This is a genomic window from Roseibium sp. MMSF_3412 (assembly GCF_030733265.1).
Lineage (GTDB): Bacteria > Pseudomonadota > Alphaproteobacteria > Rhizobiales > Stappiaceae > Roseibium.
Map to the genome: position 1 here is coordinate 145166 of NZ_JASHJI010000008.1, position 21962 is coordinate 167127.

Sequence of the window (21962 nt, forward strand, 5' to 3'; positions counted from 1 at the left end):
GCGTTACCCGCCAGAAACCTGGCCGCCGTCAAACGCGGCCGCCAGGTTCGCCCGGACCTTACTTCGCACAGTCTGGAAGGGTGTAACCGGCTTCTTCCCAGGCGGCGACCGCCCCCGGGTGGTACTTGAGCGGGTTCGGACCGCACATGTCGGTAATCTCGATGGCAGTCTCGCCATGCCAGGTGACCGGCATGAACGGCGCCTTGGCGTGGTAGATCGACTCGATGTTTTCAATGGCGGCCGCAGTCAGCGATTTTGCCAGTTCGAAATCCATGCTCTTGTTGACGATATCCGCACCGACAGTGCCCGGTCCGCGGAAGGTATCGTCTTCGGAGACGATCGTGACACCGTCGCCATAACCCATGTCGGCAACCGGCATCGAAAACTTCACGGTTCCGGGAAGCTTGGCGACGTTCCCGAACGCCTCGCTGTCGTAGACCTCCTTGGAAACGGAATAGATCGTCATGTTTCCGGACGCCAGGCTCGCCGAGACGCGCGGATCGGGGAACGACATGGGAAGAACAAACGCATCGGCAGAGCCGTCCTGCATTGTCTTGACCGCCTGCCCCCAGTTCACCTGGACACCTGTGTAGCCAGATCCTTCCTCAAGACCGGTATTGGTCTTGATGAGAAGCCGGGCATTCGTGAGCGCAGCGCCGCGGGGCGGCCCGTTGAAAATTGTCTTTCCTTCCAGATCGTCCCAGCCGCTGATGTTGGAGCTGTCAAAAGCAAAGAGCCCCTGCACCGAAATCCGGTAGGTGTAAAGGACGGCGAGTTCGTTTGCGAGTTCCGCACCCTTCTCCGCACCAAGACCAGCATAGGGACCGACACCCTTTGACAGGAGAAACGGTAGAATGAAGGGCGCCGCGGCGATATCGGTCTTGCCCTCGGCGACATTTTGGACGGAGTTCGTCAGTGTCTGGCCGGACGTGACCTGAATGTCCGCAACCCCGGCTTTGGCTGCTGCCTCGGACAGTGCAATGATGGAAATTCCCGGCGTCGTGTTTGGCGCAGCCGTTTCGGCGGACAGGATTGTTTGCGCCTGTGCACCAGCCGTCAGGCACAGCACTGCAGCAACGGTTCCAAATATTTTTCGAGACATGGTTTTCCTCCCTGATCGATGTTTCCCCTGCCCTTTACTCCCCGCCACACCTCCTCAGCGGCATGAGAGACGGCATCAAAAAATATCGACATTTTTCTTATTTTGATAGTAATAGAGGTATTATGGAGAGTTTCAATGCCTGAATTTTTGCTTTTTGTCGCCCCGAACACCTGCGCCCGCGTGCCGACAATCGCGCTTGAGGAAATCGGTGTGCCCTTCGAGACGGAACTGGTGCGCACTGCCGCCAACCAGCAGAACTCGCCGGAGTTCCTCAAAATCAATCCGAAGGGCAAGGTCCCGACCCTGCTCGTGGACGGGGTACCGCTAACGGAAAACGTGGCGATCCTGAGCTGGCTGAATGCCGAATTTCCGGAGGCAAATCTGCTGCCGAAAACCTCGGGCACCTTTGAAAGTTCAAAACAGATCGCGGATCTGTCGTTCTTTTCAGCAACCGTCCACCCGATCGTGACCAGGGTGGCGATGCCTCTCAAATTCATTGAGGACAAGGCCTTATCGTTCGAAATCGTGCGCCCGGTCGGTATCGAGGCCATGAACAAGGTTATGAACATGATCGAGACACGCCTTTCCGACGGTCCCTGGTGGTACGGCGGCACGTGGTCCGCGCTGGACGGATATTTGTACTGGGTCTGGGGCCGGATCACCGGCGTCGGCTATCCAGGCGAAAACTACCCGAACATCCGGCGGCATTTCGAACTCAACAACGAGCGTCCGGCGGTTCAACGCGCAATGGCGCGGGAAGCGAAAAACATCGAAATTCTCAAGGCTGAGGGCAACTACATGGCACCCCGTTAGGGATGCGATTGCCGTTCATCCAGGTCTCGGCAAGGTCTGTCCAATAGACGAAACCGGCCTTGCAAGAGCAAACAGCGTAACTTATCCGCGGAAATGTTGGGCATCTGATGAATGTACTTTGGATAATGGCCGATCAGCTGCGCTGGGACTATCTCAGTTGCTACGGCGCAACGCATATCCAGACACCGCACCTCGATCGCCTGGCCGCCAAGGGTGTCCGGTTCAACCGGGCCTATGTCCAGTCGCCGATTTGCGGACCGAGCCGGATGAGTTTCTACACAGGTCGATATGTGCGCAGTCATGGAGCCACCTGGAACGGCTTTCCGTTGCGTGTCGGCGAACCGACGCTTGGCGAACACCTGCGCGAAATCGGTATCACAAGCACCCTGGTCGGCAAGACCCACATGCGTGCTGACGCGGAGGGCATGAAACGCCTCGGGATCGATCCGGAAAGCACCATCGGCGCCCTGGTCAGCGAGTGCGGCTTCGATGTTTTTGTGCGTGATGACGGCACAAACGCTGCGACGGACAAGAACCGTCACGCGGAGGACTACGAGGAATACCTGCGCGCGCACAACATGGGCGGTGAAACGCCTTGGGAGGAATGGGCCAACACGGCGGTCGGCCCGGATGGCGAACTCAAGTCGGGCTGGCTTCTGGAGACGGCACCCCTTCCCGCACGCGTCCCGAAGGAGCACTCGGAGACTGCTTGGCTGACAACGCGCGGCATCGAATTCATGGAAAGCCAAGGAGACCGTCCCTGGCTCTGCCACCTGAGTTACATAAAGCCTCACTGGCCGTATCTTGCCCCTGCCCCCTACAACGACATGTACTCAGCAAGCGACCTTCCCCAGGTCAATCGAAAGGACGGTGAGCACACCCATCCACTCATGAAAGCGTGGAGCGAAACCCGGATTTGCAAAAGCTTCGCCCGCAACAATGTCAGGGATATCGTCGCGCCGGTCTATATGGGTCTCATCAAGGAACTCGACGACAATATGGGCCGGCTGTTCGACTATCTGGAAGAGAGCGGACGAATGCAGGACACCATGGTCGTGTTTTGCTCCGATCACGGTGACAACATGGGTGATCACTGGCTGGGCGAAAAGGACCTTTTCTACGATTGCTCGGCGCGAATCCCACTGATTGTCTATGATCCCCGGCAAGAGGCAGATGCGACGCGCGGGACCTCGACGGAAGCCCTTGTCGAAGGCATCGACCTTGCGCCGACATTCCAGCAATTCCTTGGCGGACCGGCAAAACCACATGTCTTCGAGGGACGCTCACTCGAACCACTGCTTCACGGAAAAGCGGCCGCCTGGCGGGACCACTGCATTTCCGAATACGACTATGCGACCCGTGATGCCCGCCGCGCGGTCGGCGTGGATCAGAACGATGCCCGGCTGGTGATGGTCTTCGACGGACGCTGGAAATACATCCATGTGGAAAATATGCGCCCCATTCTGTTCGACCTGGAAACGGACCCGGATGAACTCGAAGATCTGGGCGGCAATACCGCTTACGGCGGCGAGGTGGATCGCCTGCGGGACCTTCACTTCGCCTGGACGCGCCGCCACCACACCCGCATCACCCGGACGCCCGAAACGATTGAAAAAATGACCGACGCGCGCGAGCCGGAAGGCATTTACATCGCCTATTGGGATCAGGACGAACTTGAGGCCGACGGACTGAAAATGCCGCCGCATATCAAGGAAAACTGACGGAATTTCGTGTTTTTGCTCAAAGCACGTTTTTCAGCTGAGAGGCGACCTCGCCGGTTTTGCCGAGATCTTCACCGCCCACGACTATGTAACGGAACGATCCGTCTTCCCAGGCAGTTGTCGCAAGACCGTGGAGCATTTCAGAAGCCGGTTCATTTGTTTCACCGCGTGGCCCGGCCGTTGTGACGCAAAGGGCAAATGGCGTTCCCTCGCCATCCTGATAGACGATCTGGATCAGCGGCGCGTCGTCAAGACCGAGCACCTGAACCCTTGCCAGCCTGAGTGCGGACGGCGCTTCAAGCGATTGCTGATCCAGAGACCGGCCGAGTTTTTCGCTGGCAACCTCAAGCTGCCGCTCCAGCACATCAGCGCTTGCGACGGTCAGCCTCACCGTATCCGCGACGTAAAGCGACTGATACTGCGCGACCCTGCCCCGCCAGTCATCCGCAGATGGGCTGCCAAGCCACATGGCTCCGCCGCCAAGGACCGCGCCGAGAACGAGGACAGCGGCCAGTTTCATCCACGGGGTACGGTTTCCGCCCCGCTTTCCTCCGTCAAGCGCAACGCGTTCAAGGTCAGCAATGGCCTTCCGCCCGGGCAGAGCCGTCATCGCGCCGCGCACAGGTGCGGCAACCGGGTCGAGCGCCATCACCCGGTGTTCCAACTCGCGGTCCACCCGCATGGTCTGCTCGATCTGTTCCGCACGCCGTGCATCCATTTCACCGTTCAGAAAGGCGAGAAGTTCCTGATCTGAATAGGTCATGTCTTCTCCTTTCTGTTTCCCGCAGCCGGACTTTCAGCAAAGTCTCTCAGCACTTTTCGCGCTGCATGCAAGCGGCTCATGATCGTTCCTATGGGCACATCCAGAATGACGGCGGCCTCGGAATAGGTGAATTGCTGCACGAACACCAGTTCAACGGCGCTGCGCTGTGCATCTGGCAGGGACAACACCTTTGCAACGATTTCCCTGGCAAAGAGATTTTGTTCGATCTCCGGCGCGATATCCGCCACCTGATCGATGTCCACCGTCGCAAACGCCTTGTCCTGGCGCCTTGCCCTGTTTCGCAATTCGTTCAGCCAGATCGACCGGCAGATCCGGAGGCACCAGCCTTCGAAACTTCCCGTTTCCTGAAACTGATCGGCTTTCTCGACGGCCCGCAGACAAGTGGACTGTGCGAGGTCATTTGTCATCTCGATGTCACCCGTCAGGCTGAGCGCAAATCGCCAGATTGACGGTAACGCCTTCGGCAGCATGTCCCTGACAGAGCGAGATTTCATGTTCGACTCCAGCTTGCCGGCGGCGGCACTGCCGCCGGCAGCAATCGAAATCTATTCAACCGTGATGGTAATGACGTCCGAATAGATCGGCGGATCGTGCGGGATGTGGTTGAGGTCACCGAGAACAAGCTGAAGCGTGTGCTCGCCCGAGCCGAGTTCAAGCACGGTCTCGGTCTGCCCACCGCCATAGTGCTTGTGGTTCTCGTCCGCAGGGATGTTGTAGATGAATTCATCTGCGCCGTCCTCTCCCTGGCCGATTGGCGGACGGTTCAGCAGGAGATGGTGATGACCCGTGTTTTCCTTTTCAACACCTGCCGGCGCAACGCCCATTCCGGACAGACCAAAGACGACCGTGACCGGTCCGCTGACCTTGTCTCCGTCGTTCAGATTGACGAAATAGACCTTGGCATCCGGGTTGGCCGGCGTTTCTCCGGCAAAGGCCTGCGTTCCGAGAAGGCTGAGGGCAACAACAGCCGGTGCGACGAAAAATTTCATGACATTTCTCCTCCCGATTTGGTCATGCGATACCCAGTAGACACCGAAAACGAGAATTTATTCATTCCGGCCGGAAAAAAATTTCATCCATCGATCTGGCGGCCGCCAGCATCAGGGAAACACGTCCCTTTGGGCAAATCGAAGGCCTCAGTAAAATGCGGCCCCGCCGGATCTGAGTGTCATGAGCAGGGCGCGCTCGGCCCAGGTTTCCCGGCCTCCTCTTGACCGGATTTCAGCCAACTGATTGCGTGCAGCCTCAATGTCTCCCCTTTCCGCCAGCCCCATACCGAGATAGGAACGTGCCGAAAGGTTGCCCGGATCGGCCGAAAGGGCCCTGTCGTAATAGATAAGCGCCGCTTTCCAATCCCCGGATTTTCGGGCCAGAAAACCGCGATAGGTCAGGACGCGCGTATCGTTCTGATCCGCTATCGCATCAAGCGCCTTCACCGCAGCTCCGAACCTGCCGGCATAGGCAAGTTCTCGCGCCGCCTGCAATCGCTCTGGATCGTCAAAGACGGCCGCATCGACTTTGACGCACTTCCTGGACTGCTCGTCCCACGCTTCGCCATCGGCGCATTTCTTCGAGGTCGGCGTCGGCTCTGGCGGTTTTGTGTCCCAGTCGTCCGGATCAACAGCACCGGCCAGATTGATCATTGCGCCGAATATCAGAACGGCGAGCGCGGATTTGAACAAGCTGAGCTTCATAGCTTCGACCGGACAGATGCGTTGTTTCGGTGCGAGTGTCTGTTTCTCTCCGACGCAAGTCAATCAGCCGATCAACCTGAATTCCTGGTTCGGTCTCGAGTGAGCTCGCATTAGAGGCTCTCGACAACAACGGCAATCCCCTGCCCGCCGCCAATACACATGGTCGCCGCTCCGAGCGCCTTGCCGGTCCGGTGAAGTTCGTGGACCAGTTTTGTCATCAGGATTGCACCGGTTGCCCCGATCGGATGTCCGAGGGCAACCGCGCCGCCATTGGGGTTCACCTTTTCGGGTGCGAGACCCAGAAGATCGTTGACCGCACAAGCCTGAGCGGCGAAGGCTTCGTTCGATTCGACCACGTCCAGATCATCCGCACTCACTCCGGCGCGTTTCATCGCGATCTGCATGGCGGGAACCGGACCAATGCCCATGACCGCCGGGTCGACACCGGCAACGCCATAGGAACGGATGCGCGCAAGTGGCTTTAGTCCGAGTTCGGACGCCTTGTCTGCCGATGCGAGAATGATTGCAGCCGCCCCGTCATTCAGACCGGACGCGTTTCCCGCGGTCACCATGCCTTCCTTCTTGAAGACCGGGCGCAAACCGGACATGTCGTCGAGTTTGGCCTCGTACCGGACATGTTCATCGGTATCGAAGACACGCTCCTTGCCGCGCCGCCCGACCGTCATGGGAATGATCTGGTCCTTGAAACGGCCGTCCCGAATTGCTTCGCTGGCCCGGCGATGGCTCTCAACGGCGAACTGATCCTGCCGCTCGCGGGAAATATCGTAGCGCTCGGCGACATTCTCCGCCGTGATCCCCATATGGCCGATCCCGAACGGGTCGTGCAGGGCGCCGATCATCATGTCGACGATCCCCGTATCGCCCATCTTCTGCCCCCAGCGCGCGCCGGGCAGTTGATACCCCGCACGGCTCATGTTCTCGGCCCCACCCACAAGCGCCGTCTCGCCATCGCCCATGGAGATGGCCTGCACGGCCGAGACGACGGCCTGCAAGCCGCTGCCGCAGAGCCTGTTCATGGTCAGAGCCGGGGCGTGATCGGGAACGCCTGCCTGGCGCGAGGCCACGCGGGACAGGTACATGTCGCGCGGCTCGGTATGGATCACATTGCCGAAGAAGGCCTGCTCGATCTGTTCTGCCTGAAGACCCGCCCGTTCAATTGCTGCTTTGGCCGCAGTTGTCGCAAGATCACAGGGCGGCGTATCCTTCAGCGCGCCGCCGAAACTGCCGACAGCCGTGCGCGCCGCGCTTGCAATCACGATCTCTTTCATGGGTCACTTCCTTCGCGTCATGGCCGGAAAGCACGATTTTGCGCGCTGCCGGCGTCAGATCTGGGTCTTTCAAACAGATTGCCGTGAACGGGCCAGCGACGCAATTCCGCCAAAAGGTCATCTCACAGCGCGACCTCATTCAGATTTTCAGGAGAACGGAGCCGGCGCGATGCCCGCCTGCAATCATGTCATGCGCCTTGGCGCAGTCCTCGAGTGGCAGAATGTCGGATATCTGGAAGCTGAGCGCGTACCGATCGAGCAGATCCGTGAGGTTTGCCAGCGTTGTGCGGCGTTCGGCATCGGACAAAATGTAGACCAGCACCAGATCGATCGTAATCGCCTTGAACATCAGGGGATAAAACGGCAATACCGGCGTCATGTCCTTCGCGGAGCCGAAGGCGGCAATAGTGCCACGTTCGGAAATGATTCTGGTATTGGTCTCCACATTCTTGCCGAACTCCACCTCAACGATCCTGTCGATGGTCCGGCCACCCGTTGTCTCAAGGATGCGGTCTGCGAGACGTTCATCCGTGTAGTCGAACACCTCATCAGCGCCAGCGGCTTTCGCGGTCGCGGCCGCCTTTTCTCCCCGCACCGTTGACAGCACCCGCGCCCCCGAAGCCGCCGCGACCTGTATGGCCAGGCGCCCGACCGTTCCCGCTCCACCGCTGACAAGCACGGTCTGGCCCTCAACGGGTCCGCCGCCCAGCACCGCGTGGCAGGCGGTCAGACCCGGAATTCCAAGAACGGCTCCTTGTTCGAACGACACATGGTCCGGCAAGGCAACCGCCTGCTCGGCAGGCAGGACGATATATTCCGCTGCCGTCCCGAACGCGCGTTGCCACTGGCCGTTCCAGATCCACACACGCTCTCCGACCCGGTTTGACGGCACGCCATCACCCACCGCCTCAATCACACCGGCGCCGTCGCTATGCGGTATGATTTTTGGAAAGGGTGGTTCCGTGACGCCCGGACGTCCCCCCGCTCTCGCGCGGATGTCTGACGGATTGACACCGGACACGTGGAGCCGGACCAGAACTTCGCCGGGAGCCGCGACGGGAGCCGGAATATCGTCAAGTTTCAAAACGTCCGCCGCCGGCCCAAACCGGTCATAGGTGATCGCACGCATGATGTGTCTCCGTTGTTTGAGCAGACTATGCACCGGTCAGATGGATTTCGAAAACGAATTTAATTTATTCAGTTGATGCGGTAAACTAATCCACATGCATGACCTCGACACCGACCTGCTGCGCTGTTTCGTAACCGTTGCCGACGATCGAAACTTCACCGTCGCAGGCGCGCGGCTCGGCCGCTCTCAGTCCGCCATCAGCGTGCGGATCAAGAAACTGGAGGACCTGCTCGGTGGACAACTGCTCCTGCGCAACAATCAGGGTGTTTCGCTGACCGAGAAGGGAAAGGCTCTCTATCCAAGAGCAAAGCAGATCCTGAACGACAGCGAACGGCTATTGGCGGAAATGGCGCGCCCTTCCGTCTCCGGCCGCCTGAGGATCGGTTTTCTGGAATACGTCTCCCCGCACAGGATCCCCGACCTGCTTGCCTCCGTACAGCGTCAGTTGCCGGACGCAGACCTGTCTTTCCGCGTTGGTCTGAGCCGGCCCCTGTTGTCCGCGCTGAAGTCAGGAGAACTCGATCTTGCTCTGGCTTTACATGATCCGGACAGCGAAACGTCAGCACCCATCATCGATGATCCGCTTGTCTGGGTGGGGCCTTCCGAACTTCAGGCGGATGGCGCAGGCGACACGTTGGCGCTTTGCATGATGCAGGCACCCTGCATCTACAGGCAAGCAGCCCTGAAGTCGTTGTCTGATGCGGGCACAGCGTATCGTGAAGTGTTGACCTGCCGCAGCATCCAATCCGTTCGAAGCGCTGTCATGTCGGGACTTGGGGTCAGCGTGCTCGGCAGATCGTGTCTTGGTGAGGGGCTCAAAATCCCGCAGACGCTCCAGCAACTTGGGGAGCTGCCCGTCGCGACCTTGAGCCTTCACGGCAGTGATCCGCGCAAGCCCGAGATTTCTAGAACCCTCAAAGGCGTGTTCCGCGATATTCTGGACTGAAACGAACGCAGATCGCACGCCTCCTCAACCAGGTCTCTTCAGCAAACAAAACCCGCCGGAAAACCGGCGGGTCAAAATATCAGGATTCAGCCGGTATGCTCGGGCCCAGACCCGAGCATAAAATCGGCTTAGTGGCAGTCGGGCCGCTGACCCGGCAGCAGAACCTTGTCAATCACGTGGATCACGCCATTGTCTGCCTTGATGTCTGCAATGATAACGTTGGCGGTGGCTCCGGTACCATCGGCAATGTCCACGCCGCTGCCCGAACGCGTAATGCAGGTCCGCTCACTGGTAAGAAGCGGCTTGAAGTAGTTGGAACCAACCGGGATCTTGTTCGAGGTCAGCTCACGGTCGTCGACGTGATACAGAAGCACGTTGGTGAGCTGGTCCTTGTTTTCCGGCTTCAGGAGCGTTTCGACGGTGCCTTCCGGAAGCGCGGCGAACGCATCATTTACCGGGGCAAACACAGTGAAAGGACCCGGCCCCTGCAACGCATCAGCCAGTCCCGCTGCTTGTACTGCAGCAACCAAAGTACTGAACCGCTCATCACCTGCTGCGATATCTACGATTGTATTTGCGTTTGCCTGACCGGCAAAAAGACACACTGCTCCCGCAAGGGCCATAAGGCTCTTTTTCATGACAACTACTCCTGGTGTCGATTGAATTACAGGGACATTACGCCGCATTGACTGGAGTAGATCTTTTGGCTCCGGAAAAAATCGATATTAATTATTGCCGAAAACGCATGATGCCAGATACCGGCCCGGGACGCGGATGCGATTGACCTCACCAGTCAAACCGTTTCCGGTCGCGGAAAAAGCCACCTGTTGGCCCGTCCTGGTCAAGTGTTGCAAGCCAGATGGCCGTGTCGGCTCCCTCCTCTGGAGATCTTGTAGCTGCCGCTCCGCCCATGCGCGTGCGCACCCAGCCCGGACACATGGCATTTACCTTGACGTTTTCCGGCAACGTTCTGGCTGACGCCACCGTCAGGGCATTCAGGGCAGCCTTGGCAACCCCGTAAGCAGCCGGGCCTGAAACACCGTCCGAAAAAGCGCCCCATCCGGACGAGACATTCACGATCCTGCCGTAGCGATTGCGCACCATCGCCGGCGCGAGCAAATGCATCAGCCTGTAAGGTCCATGCACCATGACGGACATGGATCGTTCAAAATCCTCCGGATCATCAAGCAGATTGCCCGAGCCCAGGACGCCGGCATTGTTGACGAGAATGTCGACTGTTCCGATCGCGTCGACGGCACGTGAGATGCTGTCCTGGTTCGAAACGTCAAGCTCAACAGCCTGCGCGTCAAAAGCGTGCGCGACCTTCTTCGCCACCGTCAGATCACGCGCGCCCAGGAAGACGTGGCAATCCATGACAGCAAGGCCTTTCGCTATGGCCAGGCCGATCCCCCTGTTCGCGCCTGTGACAAGCGCACGCCTTCCGCTCATTGCGCCAACCTCTCCGGCACGGGTGCCAGTTGGTACTGCGACCAGAAAAACGTGTTCGCCGCGTCCTGATCAGCGCTCAGATTGGTGGCTTCGACAATCTTGCCGTTTTCAATCCGGTAGACGAGTGCCCAGGTCGTATCGACATTCGGCTTTCCTTCCGCATTGGACCAGCCCCTGTGAATGTCGACAACATGGGATTCATCCGCCCCGAAATAGATCGGTTCGGCCTTGAAGCCTGCAACACCCAACTCCGAAAAGAAGGCGAGCACCTCATCGCGGCCGTGTTTTGTGCCGGACAGGGGATGACGGCCTGGAATGTGCCAGGTGACATCGTCGTCCATGACGGCGGCAATCCCCTCAAGGTCCCCTTCGCCATAGGCTTTGAAAAAGTCCTGCACCACCTTGATGTTCTCTTCCGGGGACGCCGCCACCACCTGACCTCCTGCAAACAGCACCGCAGCAAAAACGGTGCATTGAATGACTGCCTTCATCGTTCCTCTCCTTTGAGACACTGAAACCTATGCCGATCGAATTCTCTCTGGCGCGATGCCGCTGGAGTGCAGCTCAAATCGTGCAAGAGCATCTTTCGAAGGAACATGCGACAGTTATAGGATGCTGCATGCCAGATGATAATTACCTCTGATTCCACTATATTAGTGTAGAAAAACGAACAATAGGCCCAAGAGGATCAGCTCCGTGCGACTGCCGCTCACGACCCTTGAAGTCTTCACTGCGATTGCAAACCATGGATCGCTCAGGGCGGCCGCACAGGCACTGGGGACCAAGCCCTCGACCGTCAGCCACCAGTTGAAAAACCTGGAAGACAGGATTGGAACCGCGCTTTTCATCAGAACAACGCGCTCCATCAACCTGACCGAGGCCGGCCGTGCCCTGCTGCGCGGTACTTCGCCTGCATTCGAGCAGATCGCGGAAGCCGTCGAGAGCGCGCGCACCACCGGTCATGCCGCTAGAGGCAGTCTGAAACTTGCGCTGCCCGAGTACGCTTATGACCTTGTTGTCGCAAGAGTGCTGCCCTCGTTCCGCAGCGCCTATCCGGAGATAAACGTCGAGCTCTCGCTCACGGACGCTTTTGAGGACATTCGGGAAGCCGGACTGCATGCCGGGATTCGGCTGGGCGATTTGATCGCACAGGATATGATCGCAATCAGACTGACAAAACCGCTGCGGCTTGCTGTCCTTGGTTCACCAGCATATTTCGAAAAAGCGGGTGTTCCGCGCGTACCGGCGGATCTTCTGGCGCACGAGTGTATCCGCTACAGGTTTCACAGTTCCGGTGCCTTCGCACCATGGGAAGTCGAGCAACCGGAGGGTCTTTCGCAAGTTGCAGTCAAGGGCTCACTGGTGGTGAACTCGCTGTCCGTGGCAGTGGATGCAGCACGGCGCGGCGAAGGTCTGATCTACCTCTTGCACGATTATGTCGCGGAGGATGTTCGTCATGGAAGCCTCGTTCCGGCTCTGACAGAGTTCATGCCGCACGTACCCGGTTTATTCCTGTATTTCCCGCGTGCTTATCGCGAGATGGTCCCGCTGAGACTGTTTGTCGACCACATGCGCCAACACGGAGGCAACTAAAAGGCGCGGCTTTCCGCCAACGAAAAACCGCGCCTTTGCCGCTCTCTGTTGCATTCATTTTTTGCAGGGAAAGTCCTGTTTCATGGTTTCCATGAGCGCCTCACCTGCCATCATGGCCTTGCGCTTGGTGAAATCGCTGTGCACCCAGCGCATGAACGCCCAGCGCACTTCGTCCGGTATGTTCTGTTCCGGCAGACAAATATCCTTGCCGTCACCGACAGCGCCGGTCACTTCAAGGGCATCGACGAAACCGATTATGTACTGTTCACACTCGATTTCAGCGGCCTGCCCCCACCGTGCATCGTTGTCGGCTTCCTGGCAGGGAGACAGGAGCTCTTCGGCCGTATAGTTCGAGTGGATGAGCAGAACCGACCCGGGGGCCGCTGCTGCTGGTGCAGCCAAAAGCGAGGCTGCAATGAGGGAAATCAGGCTGAAACGCATTGGTTCGCTCCAAGGATAGGCCGGAATGTCTCCCGCACGATGAGGCGCGGGAGACGGTTGCGCATCATTGCGCGCTCTTCTTCTCGCCAAGAGCATGGACCGCCTGATCCATGACGTCCTGGTGTTCCTCGTTGCTGAGGAATGCCGGGCTGTTGACCTTGTTCCAAAGGTCCTCGTCCGTCATGTTCTGGTGACAGCCCATGCACAGTCCGGTGCGCTCCATCTTTTCACGCATCTCCTGCGGCAGCGGGCCGGTCAGCGGCCAGTGAGAACCGACCGTGACCAGCTGCTTGCCGTCCTCCGTCACGATCCGGCTGAGGTCATGATCGAGGCTCGGAATGGCCTGCGACTGCATCTGGGTCTGGTTCGGGATGATTTCGCCCGTTGCCGTTTCCAGATCGACCACGAAGCCCTTGTCGTAGCCCTTCATGAAACGGCCACCAGAGATACCGTAACCCAATGCTTTCGGATTGTTGTGGCAGCTCTCGCATGTCCGCGCTTCGCGACCGGCGGTGTGTGGCTGCACGGCGGCATGATCGAGACCCTTCGTGCCACCGGCATCGGGCGTGATCCAGGTCTCGTTATGCGCGACCGTGTTGCCGTCCTTGTCGATGACCGTGGTGATCACCTGACAGCCGGGCATCAGCGGGCTGACGCGGCCTTCACCGTTGATACCGAGGGTCGGTTCTTCCCAACGCAGGTAGGAGCGGGTCTCCGCGACCTTGCCCGGGCTGGTCAGACCATTGGTGCCCATTGCATTGTCGGCGGTCAGGCCATCCTCGCCGCGCGAGTTGGCATTGTTGATCCAGTCGACATCGGTCTTGCCTTCCGAATAGTCCACGGTGATATGGCAGCCGTAGCATTGCGGTGCCCAGTCGGCATGACAGGCATAGCATTCCATGCTTTCCATGTGCTTGCCGACGCTCATCATCGCGACTTCCGCATTTGGCGACTTCCAGTTCCCGTCGAGAGCAAGCTGGCGCAGGACCGGCACCTCGAAGTCGAGACCGGAGGCGGAGTGCAGGATGACCTTGTCACCGCGGCGGATCACATTGCCAAGCGGGTTGCCGCGTGCGCTGAGCAGATATCCGTCTTCGGGCTCATAAACCTCCGCCATGTACTGCTCGGCTGTCACGTCGTCGGCCAGGCCGCGCGCCGTGTCGCCGATATCGGTGGCGTGTTCCTCACCATAGCCCAGCGGCAGTTCCCACGGGAACTTCGAGACGGTTCCGTGACAGTCCTCGCACTCGATTTCCACCTGGGCCAGTGTCGTGCCCGGCAGGTTTCCGTCACCGTGCATGTCGATCGAGGTATGACAGTCCTGGCAGAGCATGCCGCCCGCCGGGTTGCCGTCCCGCGATTCGATGGAATGGTGCAGATCGTCTTTCACGTAGACATAGTTCTTGGTGTGCAGCTTCGGTTGCTTGCCGCCCTTTTCAGTGTAGGGCGACCCGTAAGGGAACTCCATGATGCCCTGATAGCTCACCCCGATCCGCTTGCCGCGGTTATGGCATGAGTTGCAGGTTTCTGACGGGATGCCGGAATACTCGACCTCGCCGACTTTCACCTTGGACTTGCGCGTCCCCTGCATCTGGTGGGTCAGGAGCTTGCCCGGCTGGTCTTTTGCGATCGTCGGGTCACCGCCCTCGTAGAAGCCGTCATTCGAATAGGGAACATGGCAGGACGAACACCCGGCCCCGCGGAAGTCACCGCGTTTTTCGCGTCCGGTCACACCGACATGGCAACGCTGACACTGCTGCCGCGAATACGTGATACCTGCCAGGTTCGGATGCTCTGAGATCGCATTCACATCAACTTCAGGCACCTGCTCCATGGAACTTGGCATCTGGTCCGGATGGGCCTCGATGAACGCGACCATATAGTCCTTGTAGGCATCGGTACCGACAGACGGGACATTGCCGTCCTCGTCGACCAGGTCATAGTTGCCGTAGACCGAGCGATGGGTATCGATCACGCCCCAGGACCACAGATTGCCCTGCAGCTTGCCGGCTTCCGTGTTCATGAGCGACTTGGTCAGACGCTCGGCATAACCGTCGTGGCACTGTCCGCAAGACTTGTCGGCGATCCACAACGCTCCCGGATCAGGATAAAACGTGTGCGGACCTCCGGCATCGGCCAGATCGGCCGGCGTGCCCTTGTGGGCCTCTTCGGCGGTCAGTCCCTGGGGATTACCGCCATGGCAGACCACGCAGCCGGCTGGATCTTCCAGATCGGGACCCATGGCTTCGATGGACTCCATCATCGCACCTGAGGTAAATTTTTCGATCCCCTCATGGCAGGACATGCAGCCCTTTTCCGCAGCAACGGCCTGATCGACCGTTTCGGGAACCTCTTGTGCATGGGCCGCCCCGCACAGCAGAAGGCCCATTGCCAGAATGAATGATCTCACAGACCCGACTCCTCTTGAGCTTAGTCGTAGCCTTGAGACGGTAGGACGGGACGCAGAACCCGTTCTCTGACAATTCGCAGGAAAGTCCGATTACCCCGCCATAAGTTTCAATTGCGAATATTCACAATCACGAAATGATCTAGGTCATGGCCCGCCTGAACGGGCTTTCCTAACCTCCGCACAAGCTGAGTGACTGGCCGGTGGGAGAGACCGCGCCGCACTCGGGAGCGGGGCGCGTATGAACAGTCACGACATCTTAATGGGTGGCAAGCTGGCATGCAGTGAAGCCATGTGCCGATCCAGGCTTTGCCAGCACGTCACGGGTGGTCACCTGGACAAGAAGCACAAGGTACTGCAACGCGGTGACCGGCTTAGTCTCGGCGACGGAGCCTGCCGGAAAGTCTGGATCATCCTCTACGGCATGGCCGCGATCTGTTTCGGCCTGTCCGATGGCCGCCGGCAGATTCTCGGGCTGGAAACAAGCGGCCACATCATGTGCGGCATGAACAACGGCAGCCAGAGCGGCTCGTGGATCGAAGCCCTCACAGAAACGGTTCTATGCGAAATAGATCTGTCCAGCCTTGTGTCTCCGGCAAATGCAGGAGGACCGTGCGGAGATGGACAACGACTGGTCACCGAACTTTTCACCGTCATTCATCAGCGGCTTGAAACCTGCTCGGCCCATCTCGTCACCCTTGGACGGCTGGACAGCACGGAACGGGTAACGCTGTTCCTTGTTGACATTGCCAGGCGCCTGGGACGCCCGGTCGGACAATCGCTCTACCTTGAACTGCCGATGACGCGCGAGGACATCGCTGACTATCTTGGCCTTAACACGGAAACCATCAGCCGCGTCTTCTCCCGCCTGAAGAAGAACAGGCTGGTTCAGTTCCCCTCGCGCAATGCAATCGCCATTCCGGACCCGAAGGCGCTTGAACGGCGTCTGCCTGTCGACATTCCCGACCTTTCTTCAACCAGCCATGTCAGCAGCTTCCTGACAGCGGTCAATGCGCCTTCCCTTGCGCGTGACGGAGCACTCCCATGATCATTGAATTCGGACACTTCTGTCTCGTTCTGGCCCTGATCGTGGCGGTCTTGCAGTCCATCGTGCCCATTTGGGGCGTTCGAACCGACAACGCAGCGGCAATGCGCTTTGCCGACCACGCCGCCGAGATCCAGTTTCTGGCAACGGCAACGGCGTTCGCCGTCCTGACCTACGCTTATATCGTGTCCGACTTTTCGGTTCTGAACGTTGCGCTCAACAGCCACTCGGCCAAACCCATGCTCTACAAGGTCACCGGTGTTTGGGCGAACCACGAGGGCTCCATGCTGCTATGGGTGTTGATCCTGACGCTCTTCAGCGTGCTGATCGCCTTTTTCGGCAAAGGCATTCCGGTCAGCATGCGCTCCATCGTCCTGGCGGTACAGGCGATGATCGGCGTCGGGTTTCTGGCGTTCATCCTTCTGACGTCCAATCCGTTCGAGCGCGTTGCCAACCCGCCACTGGACGGCCAGGGCATGAACCCGCTGTTGCAGGACCCCGGTGTCGCCTTGCACCCGCCGCTGCTTTATCTCGGCTATGTCGGCTTTTCCACGGCGTTCTCCTTCGCGATCGCCGCCCTTGTGCGCGGTCAGGTTGACCCGAGTTGGGCGCGCTGGATGCGGCCCTGGGTGCTTCTGGCCTGGTCGGGACTGACGGCGGGTATCGCGCTCGGAAGCTGGTGGGCCTACTACGAGCTTGGCTGGGGCGGTTTCTGGTTCTGGGACCCGGTTGAAAATGCGTCTTTCATGCCCTGGCTGCTCGGGACAGCCCTGCTTCATTCGGCACTCGTTGTCGAAAAGCGTGCAGCGCTCCTGAGCTGGACAATCCTGCTTGCGATCCTGACATTCGCGCTCAGCCTGATCGGAACCTTCCTGGTGCGCTCCGGCATCCTGTCCTCGGTTCATGCCTTCGCAAACGACCCCGAGCGTGGCGTCTTTATTCTATTTCTTCTGGCCCTTGCGATCGGCGGTGCCTTGACGCTGTTCGCCCTTCGGGCGTCCGAAATCAGGGAGGGCGGTACGTTCGCCACCGTTTCGCGCGAAACCGGGCTGCTCATGAACAATGTTCTCTTGAGCGCCTGCACGGTGACGGTCTTTGTCGGAACCCTGTTCCCGCTCTTTCTGGACATTGTCACCGGCGACAAGATCACTGTGGGCGCGCCTTACTTCAACCGGACCTTCCTTCCCATCTTTGCCGGTGTCGTTCTTCTGGCGGCCATTGGTCCATTCCTCTCCTGGAAACGGGCAAAAACCCGAAAGTTGCGCAAGGACGTGCTTGTCACAAGCCTGATCACGGCCCTGCTCGGCATCATGCTCCTCATTGTGTTCGGGACACCCAATCCGGTCAGCGTCTTTGGTGTTGCAATCGCGATCTTCCTGGGCGTCGCAACACTGCTGGACCTTGCGCGGCGCGCCGGTATCGGCACGGCCAGGTGGACCAGTCTTCCCCGCAGGCTCGCCGGTCTACCGCTTTCGGCGTGGGGCCTGTGCCTCGGTCATCTGGGACTGGCTGTTGCCTCTGCTGGCGTTGTTGCCGCGTCACTTTGGAGCATCGAGAAAATTCAGACTGTGACACCTGGTACGCCCGTGAATGTCGGCGCCTACCAGTACACGCTCGTCGGCGTGGAAAACGGCATGGGGCCGAACTACCGCACATCCGTCGCGACGGTGTCGGTCAGCCGGAACGGCGAAACGATCACCGCTCTTCACCCGGAACGCCGCTGGTATCCGGTCGAGCAGAAACCGACCACGGAGGCCGGTATCGAAACGCGCTGGCATGGCGATTTCTATGCCGTTCTTGGCGACCCGGCAGCGAACGGACAATTCGTCACGAGATTCTACTACAATCCAGGCGTCCCGTGGATGTGGCTGGGGGCGTTTCTGATATCGATCTCCGGTCTCGTCTCCCTCGCCGACAGACGCTTGCGGGTTGGTGTTCCAGCCCCGTCGCGCTCGGCTTCCGCACTTCCCCAACCAGCAGAATAGGAGATGAGGATGCGCATGTTTCTTGGTCATCTTCTGATTGGATTGCTGAGTGTACTGGCTGTCGTGTCGGTGCTATCCGGTCCTGCCCTTGCTGTGGACGGCGACGAGATGTTTGCCGATCCGGCCAGGGAAGCCCGTGCGCGGGACGTCGGTCGCCAGCTGCGATGCCTCGTCTGCCAGAACCAGTCGATCTTCGACTCCAATTCGGGTCTCGCCAAGGACCTTCGCGTTCTCGTCAGAACGCGCATGAGCGAGGGCGACTCGGATACCGAAATCCTGACCTATATCGCCGACAGGTATGGCGATTACGTGCTTTTGCAGCCGCGACTTTCGGTCAGGAATGCGGTCCTCTGGGCTGCGCCGGCACTCGCCCTGCTGCTCGGTCTGGCGATTGTGGCGCTTTATCTGAAATCCCGGAGCCCGGACCGAACGGAAGTCCGGCTGACCGAAGACGAGCGCGAAGCGGCGCGCAAACTTCTGCAGGAGGGACGGCCATGACCATCTTCTGGATACTTTGTTCAACTGCTCTCTTCGTGTGCGCCGCATGGCTGGCCTACCCGTTTCTGCGCAAGACAGAGATCGAACGCGACGAAACCGACGCGGCTTTGTCGATCTACAGAGACCAGGCCGACGAAATCCAGCGCGACCTGGAATCCGGTCTCATTTCACGGCGGGAGTTCGATGCAGCCCAGCGCGAAATTGAAGCCAGGACCCTAAAAGCTGCCCGCCATTCTGCCGGCGGCATGTCGGTGACACGCAAATCGCCGCTTGCTGCCGTCATTGTCGCCGGCGCTCTTGTTGCCGGTTCCGCCGCCGGATATGCCTGGCTTGGCACAGCAGGAGCAGAAGATCGTCCGCTGGCAGCCCGGAAAACAGAAGCGCTCGTCCAGAAAGCCCAGGCCGGCGACATCGGCAGCAGGATTGAGCTCCTCGTCGAAACGGTGAAGAAAAACCCCGAATCCTTTGAAGACTGGTGGTTGCTTGCCAGAAGCTACGCCGCGACGGGCGACAACGCCTCTGCGGCCGATGCGTACCGCCGCGCCGCTGAGCTTTCCGGCAACGACCCGGGCGTTCTGTCCGCCTATGCGGAGGCCATGACGCTGGCCAACGGCAACAAGGTCCCGCAGGCGGCGAAGATCCTCTTTCAGCAGATCCGCGCCGAAACGGGCGATCCGCGCGCGCGCTACTATCTGGCGCTCGCCAGGGCGCAGGCGCAGGATTTTGAGGGCGCGCTTCAGGACTGGGCCGCCCTTGCCGCTGAATCGGACCCCAATGCACCCTGGATGCCCCTCGTGCGGCGCGACATTGTCAACATGGCCCGCTTTACCGAAAGCGATGTTTCAAGATACCTGCCTGACGCCAGCCGCGTGGAACTCAACAAGGCAGGCGGAAAACAAACGGATGAAGACCAGTTCGCTCCATTGCGCCGGGCCTCCGTCTTGGAAGAGCAGCTGAAATCTGATCCGTCCGACTACAAGGGATGGCAGGAGCTTGCCCGGATCAGGGCTGCACTTGGTGACACCGGCAAAGCCAAGGCGACATTGGAAGCAGCCAGGGAGCGGTTCTCCGCAGCCCCCTTCATCCTTTCAAAGCTCAATGCAACGGCCGCCGATCTGGGACTCGACCTTGTTGCAGGGCCGGCGACAAGCAGTGGACCAAGTCAGGAAGACCTCGCAGCTGCCGCGAGCCTGTCAGCGGAAGAACAGGCCAGGATGATCGAGGGCATGGTTGCCGGCCTCGCAGCCAAGCTGGAAGAAAATCCCGACAACCCCGATGGTTGGGTCATGCTTGTGCGCTCTTACAGCCATTTGGGAGAAAGCGCCAAGGCGTCCGACGCTCTGGCCAGGGCAAGTGCGCATTACTCGGAAAATCCTGAAATCCTGGACAGGATCAGGGAGAACGTCGAAAGCTTGGTGGAATAAAAGCTAGCCCTAAGTCAGACACACAAACAAACCGGTCTCGGAAACGGGATCGGTTTGCCTATATATAGGTCCGACAAACGCACATCGCGCTGCCCTCGTTCCGGAACATCCAAATGAATGCCACTCCGCCGCTCTTTCAATTCGACAATTCCTACGCCCGGGACCTGGAAGGGTTTTACGTCGCGTGGGAGGGTGACAAGGTTCCGGAGCCCCAGATCGTTCTGTTCAACCAGGAACTTGCCGAAGAACTCGGACTGGATCCGGCAGCGCTGCAAACACCCTATGGTGCGAAGGTGTTTGCCGGTATCGAAAGCCCGGAGGGTGCGTCCCCGCTCGCACAGGTCTATGCCGGTCATCAGTTCGGCGGGTTTTCACCCCAGCTTGGCGACGGCCGCGCACTCTTGCTCGGCGAAGTTATCGACAAGAAAGGCAAGCGGCGCGACCTTCAGCTGAAGGGCTCAGGCCCGACCCCGTTTTCGCGCGGCGGTGACGGCAAGGCGGTGATCGGCCCGGTTCTGCGTGAATATGTGATCGGCGAGGCCATGCATGCACTCGGCATTCCAACGACGCGGGCGCTGGCTGCCGTGACCACGGGTGAAACCATCTACCGCGAAGGCCCCAAGCCGGGCGCCGTCCTGACCCGCGTTGCCGGCAGCCATCTTCGTGTCGGTACGTTTCAGTTTTTCGCAGCGCGCGGCGAGACCGAGAAGGTCCGCCAGCTAGCGGACTATGCCATTTCCCGGCACGACCCGGATCTGGCGGGCACAGACGACCGCTATCTGAAACTCTTTGCCAGCGTCATGCAACGCCAGGCCGAACTGATCGCACGGTGGGTCCTTGTCGGTTTCGTGCACGGGGTCATGAACACGGACAACACGACAATCTCCGGCGAGACCATCGACTATGGCCCCTGTGCCTTTATCGATGCCTATGACCCGGCGGCCGTGTTCAGTTCGATTGATCACGGCGGGCGCTACGCCTTTGGCCGCCAGCCCATGATCGCGCAATGGAACCTTGCCCGTCTCGCCGAGACGCTGCTCGCTCTCATCGACCCGGACGATCTGGACAAGGCCGTCGAACGGGTCAGCGAGGAACTCGGCCGTTTTCCGGACCTTTACAAATCAGCCTGGCTGGACGGCATGCGTAACAAGCTCGGCCTTCTCACCGAGTCCGAGGATGATCAGGACCTTGCAGACGCTCTTCTGGCGCAGATGCAGGAGCACGGGATCGACTACACCCTGCTGTTCCGGAAGCTGTCAGACGCAGCTGCTGGCGACACCGGTCCCGTCCTGGGCCTTTTTCCGGAAGAGCACGGCATGGAAACCTGGCTTTCCCGCTGGAGGCAGAGGCTTGAATCGGAAGGGGGCAGCGCCGGAGAGACCAAGGCAAGGATGGACGCCGTGAACCCCCTCTACATTCCGCGAAACCACAAGGTCGAAGAAGCACTCGGAGCGGCAGAATCCGGCGACTACGAGCCGGTCAACAAGCTGCTGAGCGTGCTTGCGGAGCCGTTCGTCGAACGTGATGGTCTTGAGGCCTACGCCGCGCCGGCCCCTGCCGAACTGGGCCCTTATCGCACATTTTGCGGGACCTGAACCAGGCTTCTCGCCAGGTTGAAAAAGAGCCTCGCTCAAATGATCAG

At 59.5% G+C, this 21962-nt stretch carries 21 protein-coding genes; 9 read left to right on the top strand and 12 right to left on the bottom strand.

All coding sequences use genetic code 11. The features are described from left to right. Positions 1-58: 58 nt before the first annotated feature. Entirely contained in the window at positions 59-1102 is a 1044-nt protein-coding gene (locus RBB49_RS15750; RefSeq protein WP_306143807.1) for a TAXI family TRAP transporter solute-binding subunit, read from the bottom strand. A gap of 135 nt (positions 1103-1237) precedes the next feature. On the opposite strand from RBB49_RS15750, the gene RBB49_RS15755 reads away from it, so the two are divergent. Both RBB49_RS15755 and RBB49_RS15760 read left to right on the top strand, forming a co-directional pair. Beyond that, on the top strand, positions 1238-1915 hold the full coding sequence (locus RBB49_RS15755) for a glutathione S-transferase family protein (protein ID WP_306143808.1): 678 nt from the start codon (positions 1238-1240) through the stop codon (positions 1913-1915). Positions 1916-2022: 107 nt separating this feature from the next. Next, entirely contained in the window at positions 2023-3636 is a 1614-nt protein-coding gene (locus tag RBB49_RS15760; RefSeq protein WP_306143809.1) for an alkaline phosphatase family protein, read from the top strand. Between the two features lie 19 nt (positions 3637-3655). Here RBB49_RS15760 and RBB49_RS15765 read toward each other — a convergent pair whose 3' ends face one another. The 6 genes from RBB49_RS15765 to RBB49_RS15790 all read right to left on the bottom strand — a co-directional run bounded on the left by RBB49_RS15765 (position 3656) and on the right by RBB49_RS15790 (position 8532). Next, positions 3656-4399 (bottom strand): hypothetical protein, encoded by a 744-nt coding sequence (locus RBB49_RS15765; RefSeq protein WP_306143810.1) that lies wholly within the window; start codon positions 4397-4399, stop codon positions 3656-3658. Next, positions 4396-4914, bottom strand: coding sequence for an RNA polymerase sigma factor (locus tag RBB49_RS15770; RefSeq protein ID WP_306143811.1), 519 nt, complete (start codon positions 4912-4914; stop codon positions 4396-4398). Before RBB49_RS15770 ends, RBB49_RS15765 begins: the two co-directional genes overlap by 4 nt. Before the next feature lie 51 nt (positions 4915-4965). Next, positions 4966-5409, bottom strand: a complete 444-nt coding sequence (locus RBB49_RS15775; RefSeq protein ID WP_306143812.1) for a DUF4399 domain-containing protein — start codon at positions 5407-5409, stop codon at positions 4966-4968. Between the two features lie 147 nt (positions 5410-5556). Continuing rightward, on the bottom strand, positions 5557-6114 hold the full coding sequence (locus tag RBB49_RS15780; RefSeq protein ID WP_306143813.1) for a tetratricopeptide repeat protein: 558 nt from the start codon (positions 6112-6114) through the stop codon (positions 5557-5559). Positions 6115-6224: 110 nt separating this feature from the next. After that, positions 6225-7403 (bottom strand): beta-ketothiolase BktB, encoded by a 1179-nt coding sequence (gene bktB / locus RBB49_RS15785; protein ID WP_306143814.1) that lies wholly within the window; start codon positions 7401-7403, stop codon positions 6225-6227. Positions 7404-7542: 139 nt separating this feature from the next. Beyond that, positions 7543-8532, bottom strand: a complete 990-nt coding sequence (locus RBB49_RS15790; RefSeq protein ID WP_306143815.1) for an NADPH:quinone reductase — start codon at positions 8530-8532, stop codon at positions 7543-7545. A gap of 94 nt (positions 8533-8626) precedes the next feature. On the opposite strand from RBB49_RS15790, the gene RBB49_RS15795 reads away from it, so the two are divergent. Then, the gene (locus RBB49_RS15795; RefSeq protein ID WP_306143816.1) at positions 8627-9478 is read left to right on the top strand and encodes a LysR family transcriptional regulator; all 852 of its coding nucleotides are present in this window, start codon (positions 8627-8629) and stop codon (positions 9476-9478) included. Positions 9479-9606: 128 nt separating this feature from the next. Here RBB49_RS15795 and RBB49_RS15800 read toward each other — a convergent pair whose 3' ends face one another. From RBB49_RS15800 to RBB49_RS15810, 3 genes are all read right to left on the bottom strand, one after another. Further along, the gene (locus tag RBB49_RS15800; RefSeq protein WP_306143817.1) at positions 9607-10116 is read right to left on the bottom strand and encodes a fasciclin domain-containing protein; all 510 of its coding nucleotides are present in this window, start codon (positions 10114-10116) and stop codon (positions 9607-9609) included. A 148-nt stretch (positions 10117-10264) separates the two neighbouring features. After that, positions 10265-10927 carry an SDR family NAD(P)-dependent oxidoreductase gene (locus RBB49_RS15805; RefSeq protein WP_306143818.1) on the bottom strand — a complete coding sequence of 221 codons (663 nt, stop codon included), beginning with the start codon at positions 10925-10927 and terminating at the stop codon, positions 10265-10267. Continuing rightward, on the bottom strand, positions 10924-11418 hold the full coding sequence (locus tag RBB49_RS15810; RefSeq protein ID WP_306143819.1) for a nuclear transport factor 2 family protein: 495 nt from the start codon (positions 11416-11418) through the stop codon (positions 10924-10926). Before RBB49_RS15810 ends, RBB49_RS15805 begins: the two co-directional genes overlap by 4 nt. 205 nt (positions 11419-11623) lie before the next feature. Between RBB49_RS15810 and RBB49_RS15815 the strand changes: the two genes are divergently transcribed. Continuing rightward, positions 11624-12520, top strand: a complete 897-nt coding sequence (locus RBB49_RS15815) for a LysR family transcriptional regulator (protein ID WP_306143820.1) — start codon at positions 11624-11626, stop codon at positions 12518-12520. A 54-nt stretch (positions 12521-12574) separates the two neighbouring features. Here RBB49_RS15815 and RBB49_RS15820 read toward each other — a convergent pair whose 3' ends face one another. After that, entirely contained in the window at positions 12575-12961 is a 387-nt protein-coding gene (locus RBB49_RS15820) for a Rap1a/Tai family immunity protein (protein WP_306143821.1), read from the bottom strand. Between the two features lie 64 nt (positions 12962-13025). Further along, positions 13026-15371: a hypothetical protein gene (locus RBB49_RS15825; protein WP_306143822.1), complete on the bottom strand. Its 2346-nt coding sequence runs from the start codon at positions 15369-15371 to the stop codon at positions 13026-13028. Positions 15372-15609: 238 nt separating this feature from the next. Between RBB49_RS15825 and RBB49_RS15830 the strand changes: the two genes are divergently transcribed. The 5 genes from RBB49_RS15830 to RBB49_RS15850 all read left to right on the top strand — a co-directional run bounded on the left by RBB49_RS15830 (position 15610) and on the right by RBB49_RS15850 (position 21915). Beyond that, positions 15610-16416, top strand: coding sequence for a Crp/Fnr family transcriptional regulator (locus tag RBB49_RS15830; RefSeq protein WP_306143823.1), 807 nt, complete (start codon positions 15610-15612; stop codon positions 16414-16416). Beyond that, the gene (locus RBB49_RS15835; RefSeq protein WP_306143824.1) at positions 16413-18398 is read left to right on the top strand and encodes a heme lyase CcmF/NrfE family subunit; all 1986 of its coding nucleotides are present in this window, start codon (positions 16413-16415) and stop codon (positions 18396-18398) included. The genes RBB49_RS15830 and RBB49_RS15835 overlap by 4 nt, the downstream gene beginning before the upstream one ends. Positions 18399-18407: 9 nt before the next feature. Beyond that, positions 18408-18896, top strand: coding sequence for a cytochrome c-type biogenesis protein (locus RBB49_RS15840; RefSeq protein ID WP_306143825.1), 489 nt, complete (start codon positions 18408-18410; stop codon positions 18894-18896). Further along, positions 18893-20320 (top strand): c-type cytochrome biogenesis protein CcmI, encoded by a 1428-nt coding sequence (gene ccmI / locus RBB49_RS15845; protein ID WP_306143826.1) that lies wholly within the window; start codon positions 18893-18895, stop codon positions 20318-20320. The genes RBB49_RS15840 and ccmI overlap by 4 nt, the downstream gene beginning before the upstream one ends. Positions 20321-20433: 113 nt before the next feature. Further along, the gene (locus RBB49_RS15850) at positions 20434-21915 is read left to right on the top strand and encodes a YdiU family protein (RefSeq protein WP_306143827.1); all 1482 of its coding nucleotides are present in this window, start codon (positions 20434-20436) and stop codon (positions 21913-21915) included. Positions 21916-21962: the final 47 nt, after the last annotated feature.

What these genes read in the sequence shown, in the direction of transcription:
- ccmI (WP_306143826.1), top strand. Translation starts at nt 18,893, where the DNA reads ATGACCATCTTCTGGATACTTTGTTCAACTGCTCTCTTCGTGTGCGCC.
- RBB49_RS15750 (WP_306143807.1), bottom strand. Translation starts at nt 1,102, where the DNA reads ATGTCTCGAAAAATATTTGGAACCGTTGCTGCAGTGCTGTGCCTGACG.
- RBB49_RS15830 (WP_306143823.1), top strand. Translation starts at nt 15,610, where the DNA reads ATGAACAGTCACGACATCTTAATGGGTGGCAAGCTGGCATGCAGTGAA.
- RBB49_RS15795 (WP_306143816.1), top strand. Translation starts at nt 8,627, where the DNA reads ATGCATGACCTCGACACCGACCTGCTGCGCTGTTTCGTAACCGTTGCC.
- RBB49_RS15775 (WP_306143812.1), bottom strand. Translation starts at nt 5,409, where the DNA reads ATGAAATTTTTCGTCGCACCGGCTGTTGTTGCCCTCAGCCTTCTCGGA.
- RBB49_RS15790 (WP_306143815.1), bottom strand. Translation starts at nt 8,532, where the DNA reads ATGCGTGCGATCACCTATGACCGGTTTGGGCCGGCGGCGGACGTTTTG.
- RBB49_RS15760 (WP_306143809.1), top strand. Translation starts at nt 2,023, where the DNA reads ATGAATGTACTTTGGATAATGGCCGATCAGCTGCGCTGGGACTATCTC.
- RBB49_RS15820 (WP_306143821.1), bottom strand. Translation starts at nt 12,961, where the DNA reads ATGCGTTTCAGCCTGATTTCCCTCATTGCAGCCTCGCTTTTGGCTGCA.
- RBB49_RS15780 (WP_306143813.1), bottom strand. Translation starts at nt 6,114, where the DNA reads ATGAAGCTCAGCTTGTTCAAATCCGCGCTCGCCGTTCTGATATTCGGC.
- RBB49_RS15840 (WP_306143825.1), top strand. Translation starts at nt 18,408, where the DNA reads ATGCGCATGTTTCTTGGTCATCTTCTGATTGGATTGCTGAGTGTACTG.
- bktB (WP_306143814.1), bottom strand. Translation starts at nt 7,403, where the DNA reads ATGAAAGAGATCGTGATTGCAAGCGCGGCGCGCACGGCTGTCGGCAGT.
- RBB49_RS15835 (WP_306143824.1), top strand. Translation starts at nt 16,413, where the DNA reads ATGATCATTGAATTCGGACACTTCTGTCTCGTTCTGGCCCTGATCGTG.
- RBB49_RS15765 (WP_306143810.1), bottom strand. Translation starts at nt 4,399, where the DNA reads ATGACCTATTCAGATCAGGAACTTCTCGCCTTTCTGAACGGTGAAATG.
- RBB49_RS15755 (WP_306143808.1), top strand. Translation starts at nt 1,238, where the DNA reads ATGCCTGAATTTTTGCTTTTTGTCGCCCCGAACACCTGCGCCCGCGTG.
- RBB49_RS15805 (WP_306143818.1), bottom strand. Translation starts at nt 10,927, where the DNA reads ATGAGCGGAAGGCGTGCGCTTGTCACAGGCGCGAACAGGGGGATCGGC.
- RBB49_RS15800 (WP_306143817.1), bottom strand. Translation starts at nt 10,116, where the DNA reads ATGAAAAAGAGCCTTATGGCCCTTGCGGGAGCAGTGTGTCTTTTTGCC.
- RBB49_RS15850 (WP_306143827.1), top strand. Translation starts at nt 20,434, where the DNA reads ATGAATGCCACTCCGCCGCTCTTTCAATTCGACAATTCCTACGCCCGG.
- RBB49_RS15810 (WP_306143819.1), bottom strand. Translation starts at nt 11,418, where the DNA reads ATGAAGGCAGTCATTCAATGCACCGTTTTTGCTGCGGTGCTGTTTGCA.
- RBB49_RS15770 (WP_306143811.1), bottom strand. Translation starts at nt 4,914, where the DNA reads ATGAAATCTCGCTCTGTCAGGGACATGCTGCCGAAGGCGTTACCGTCA.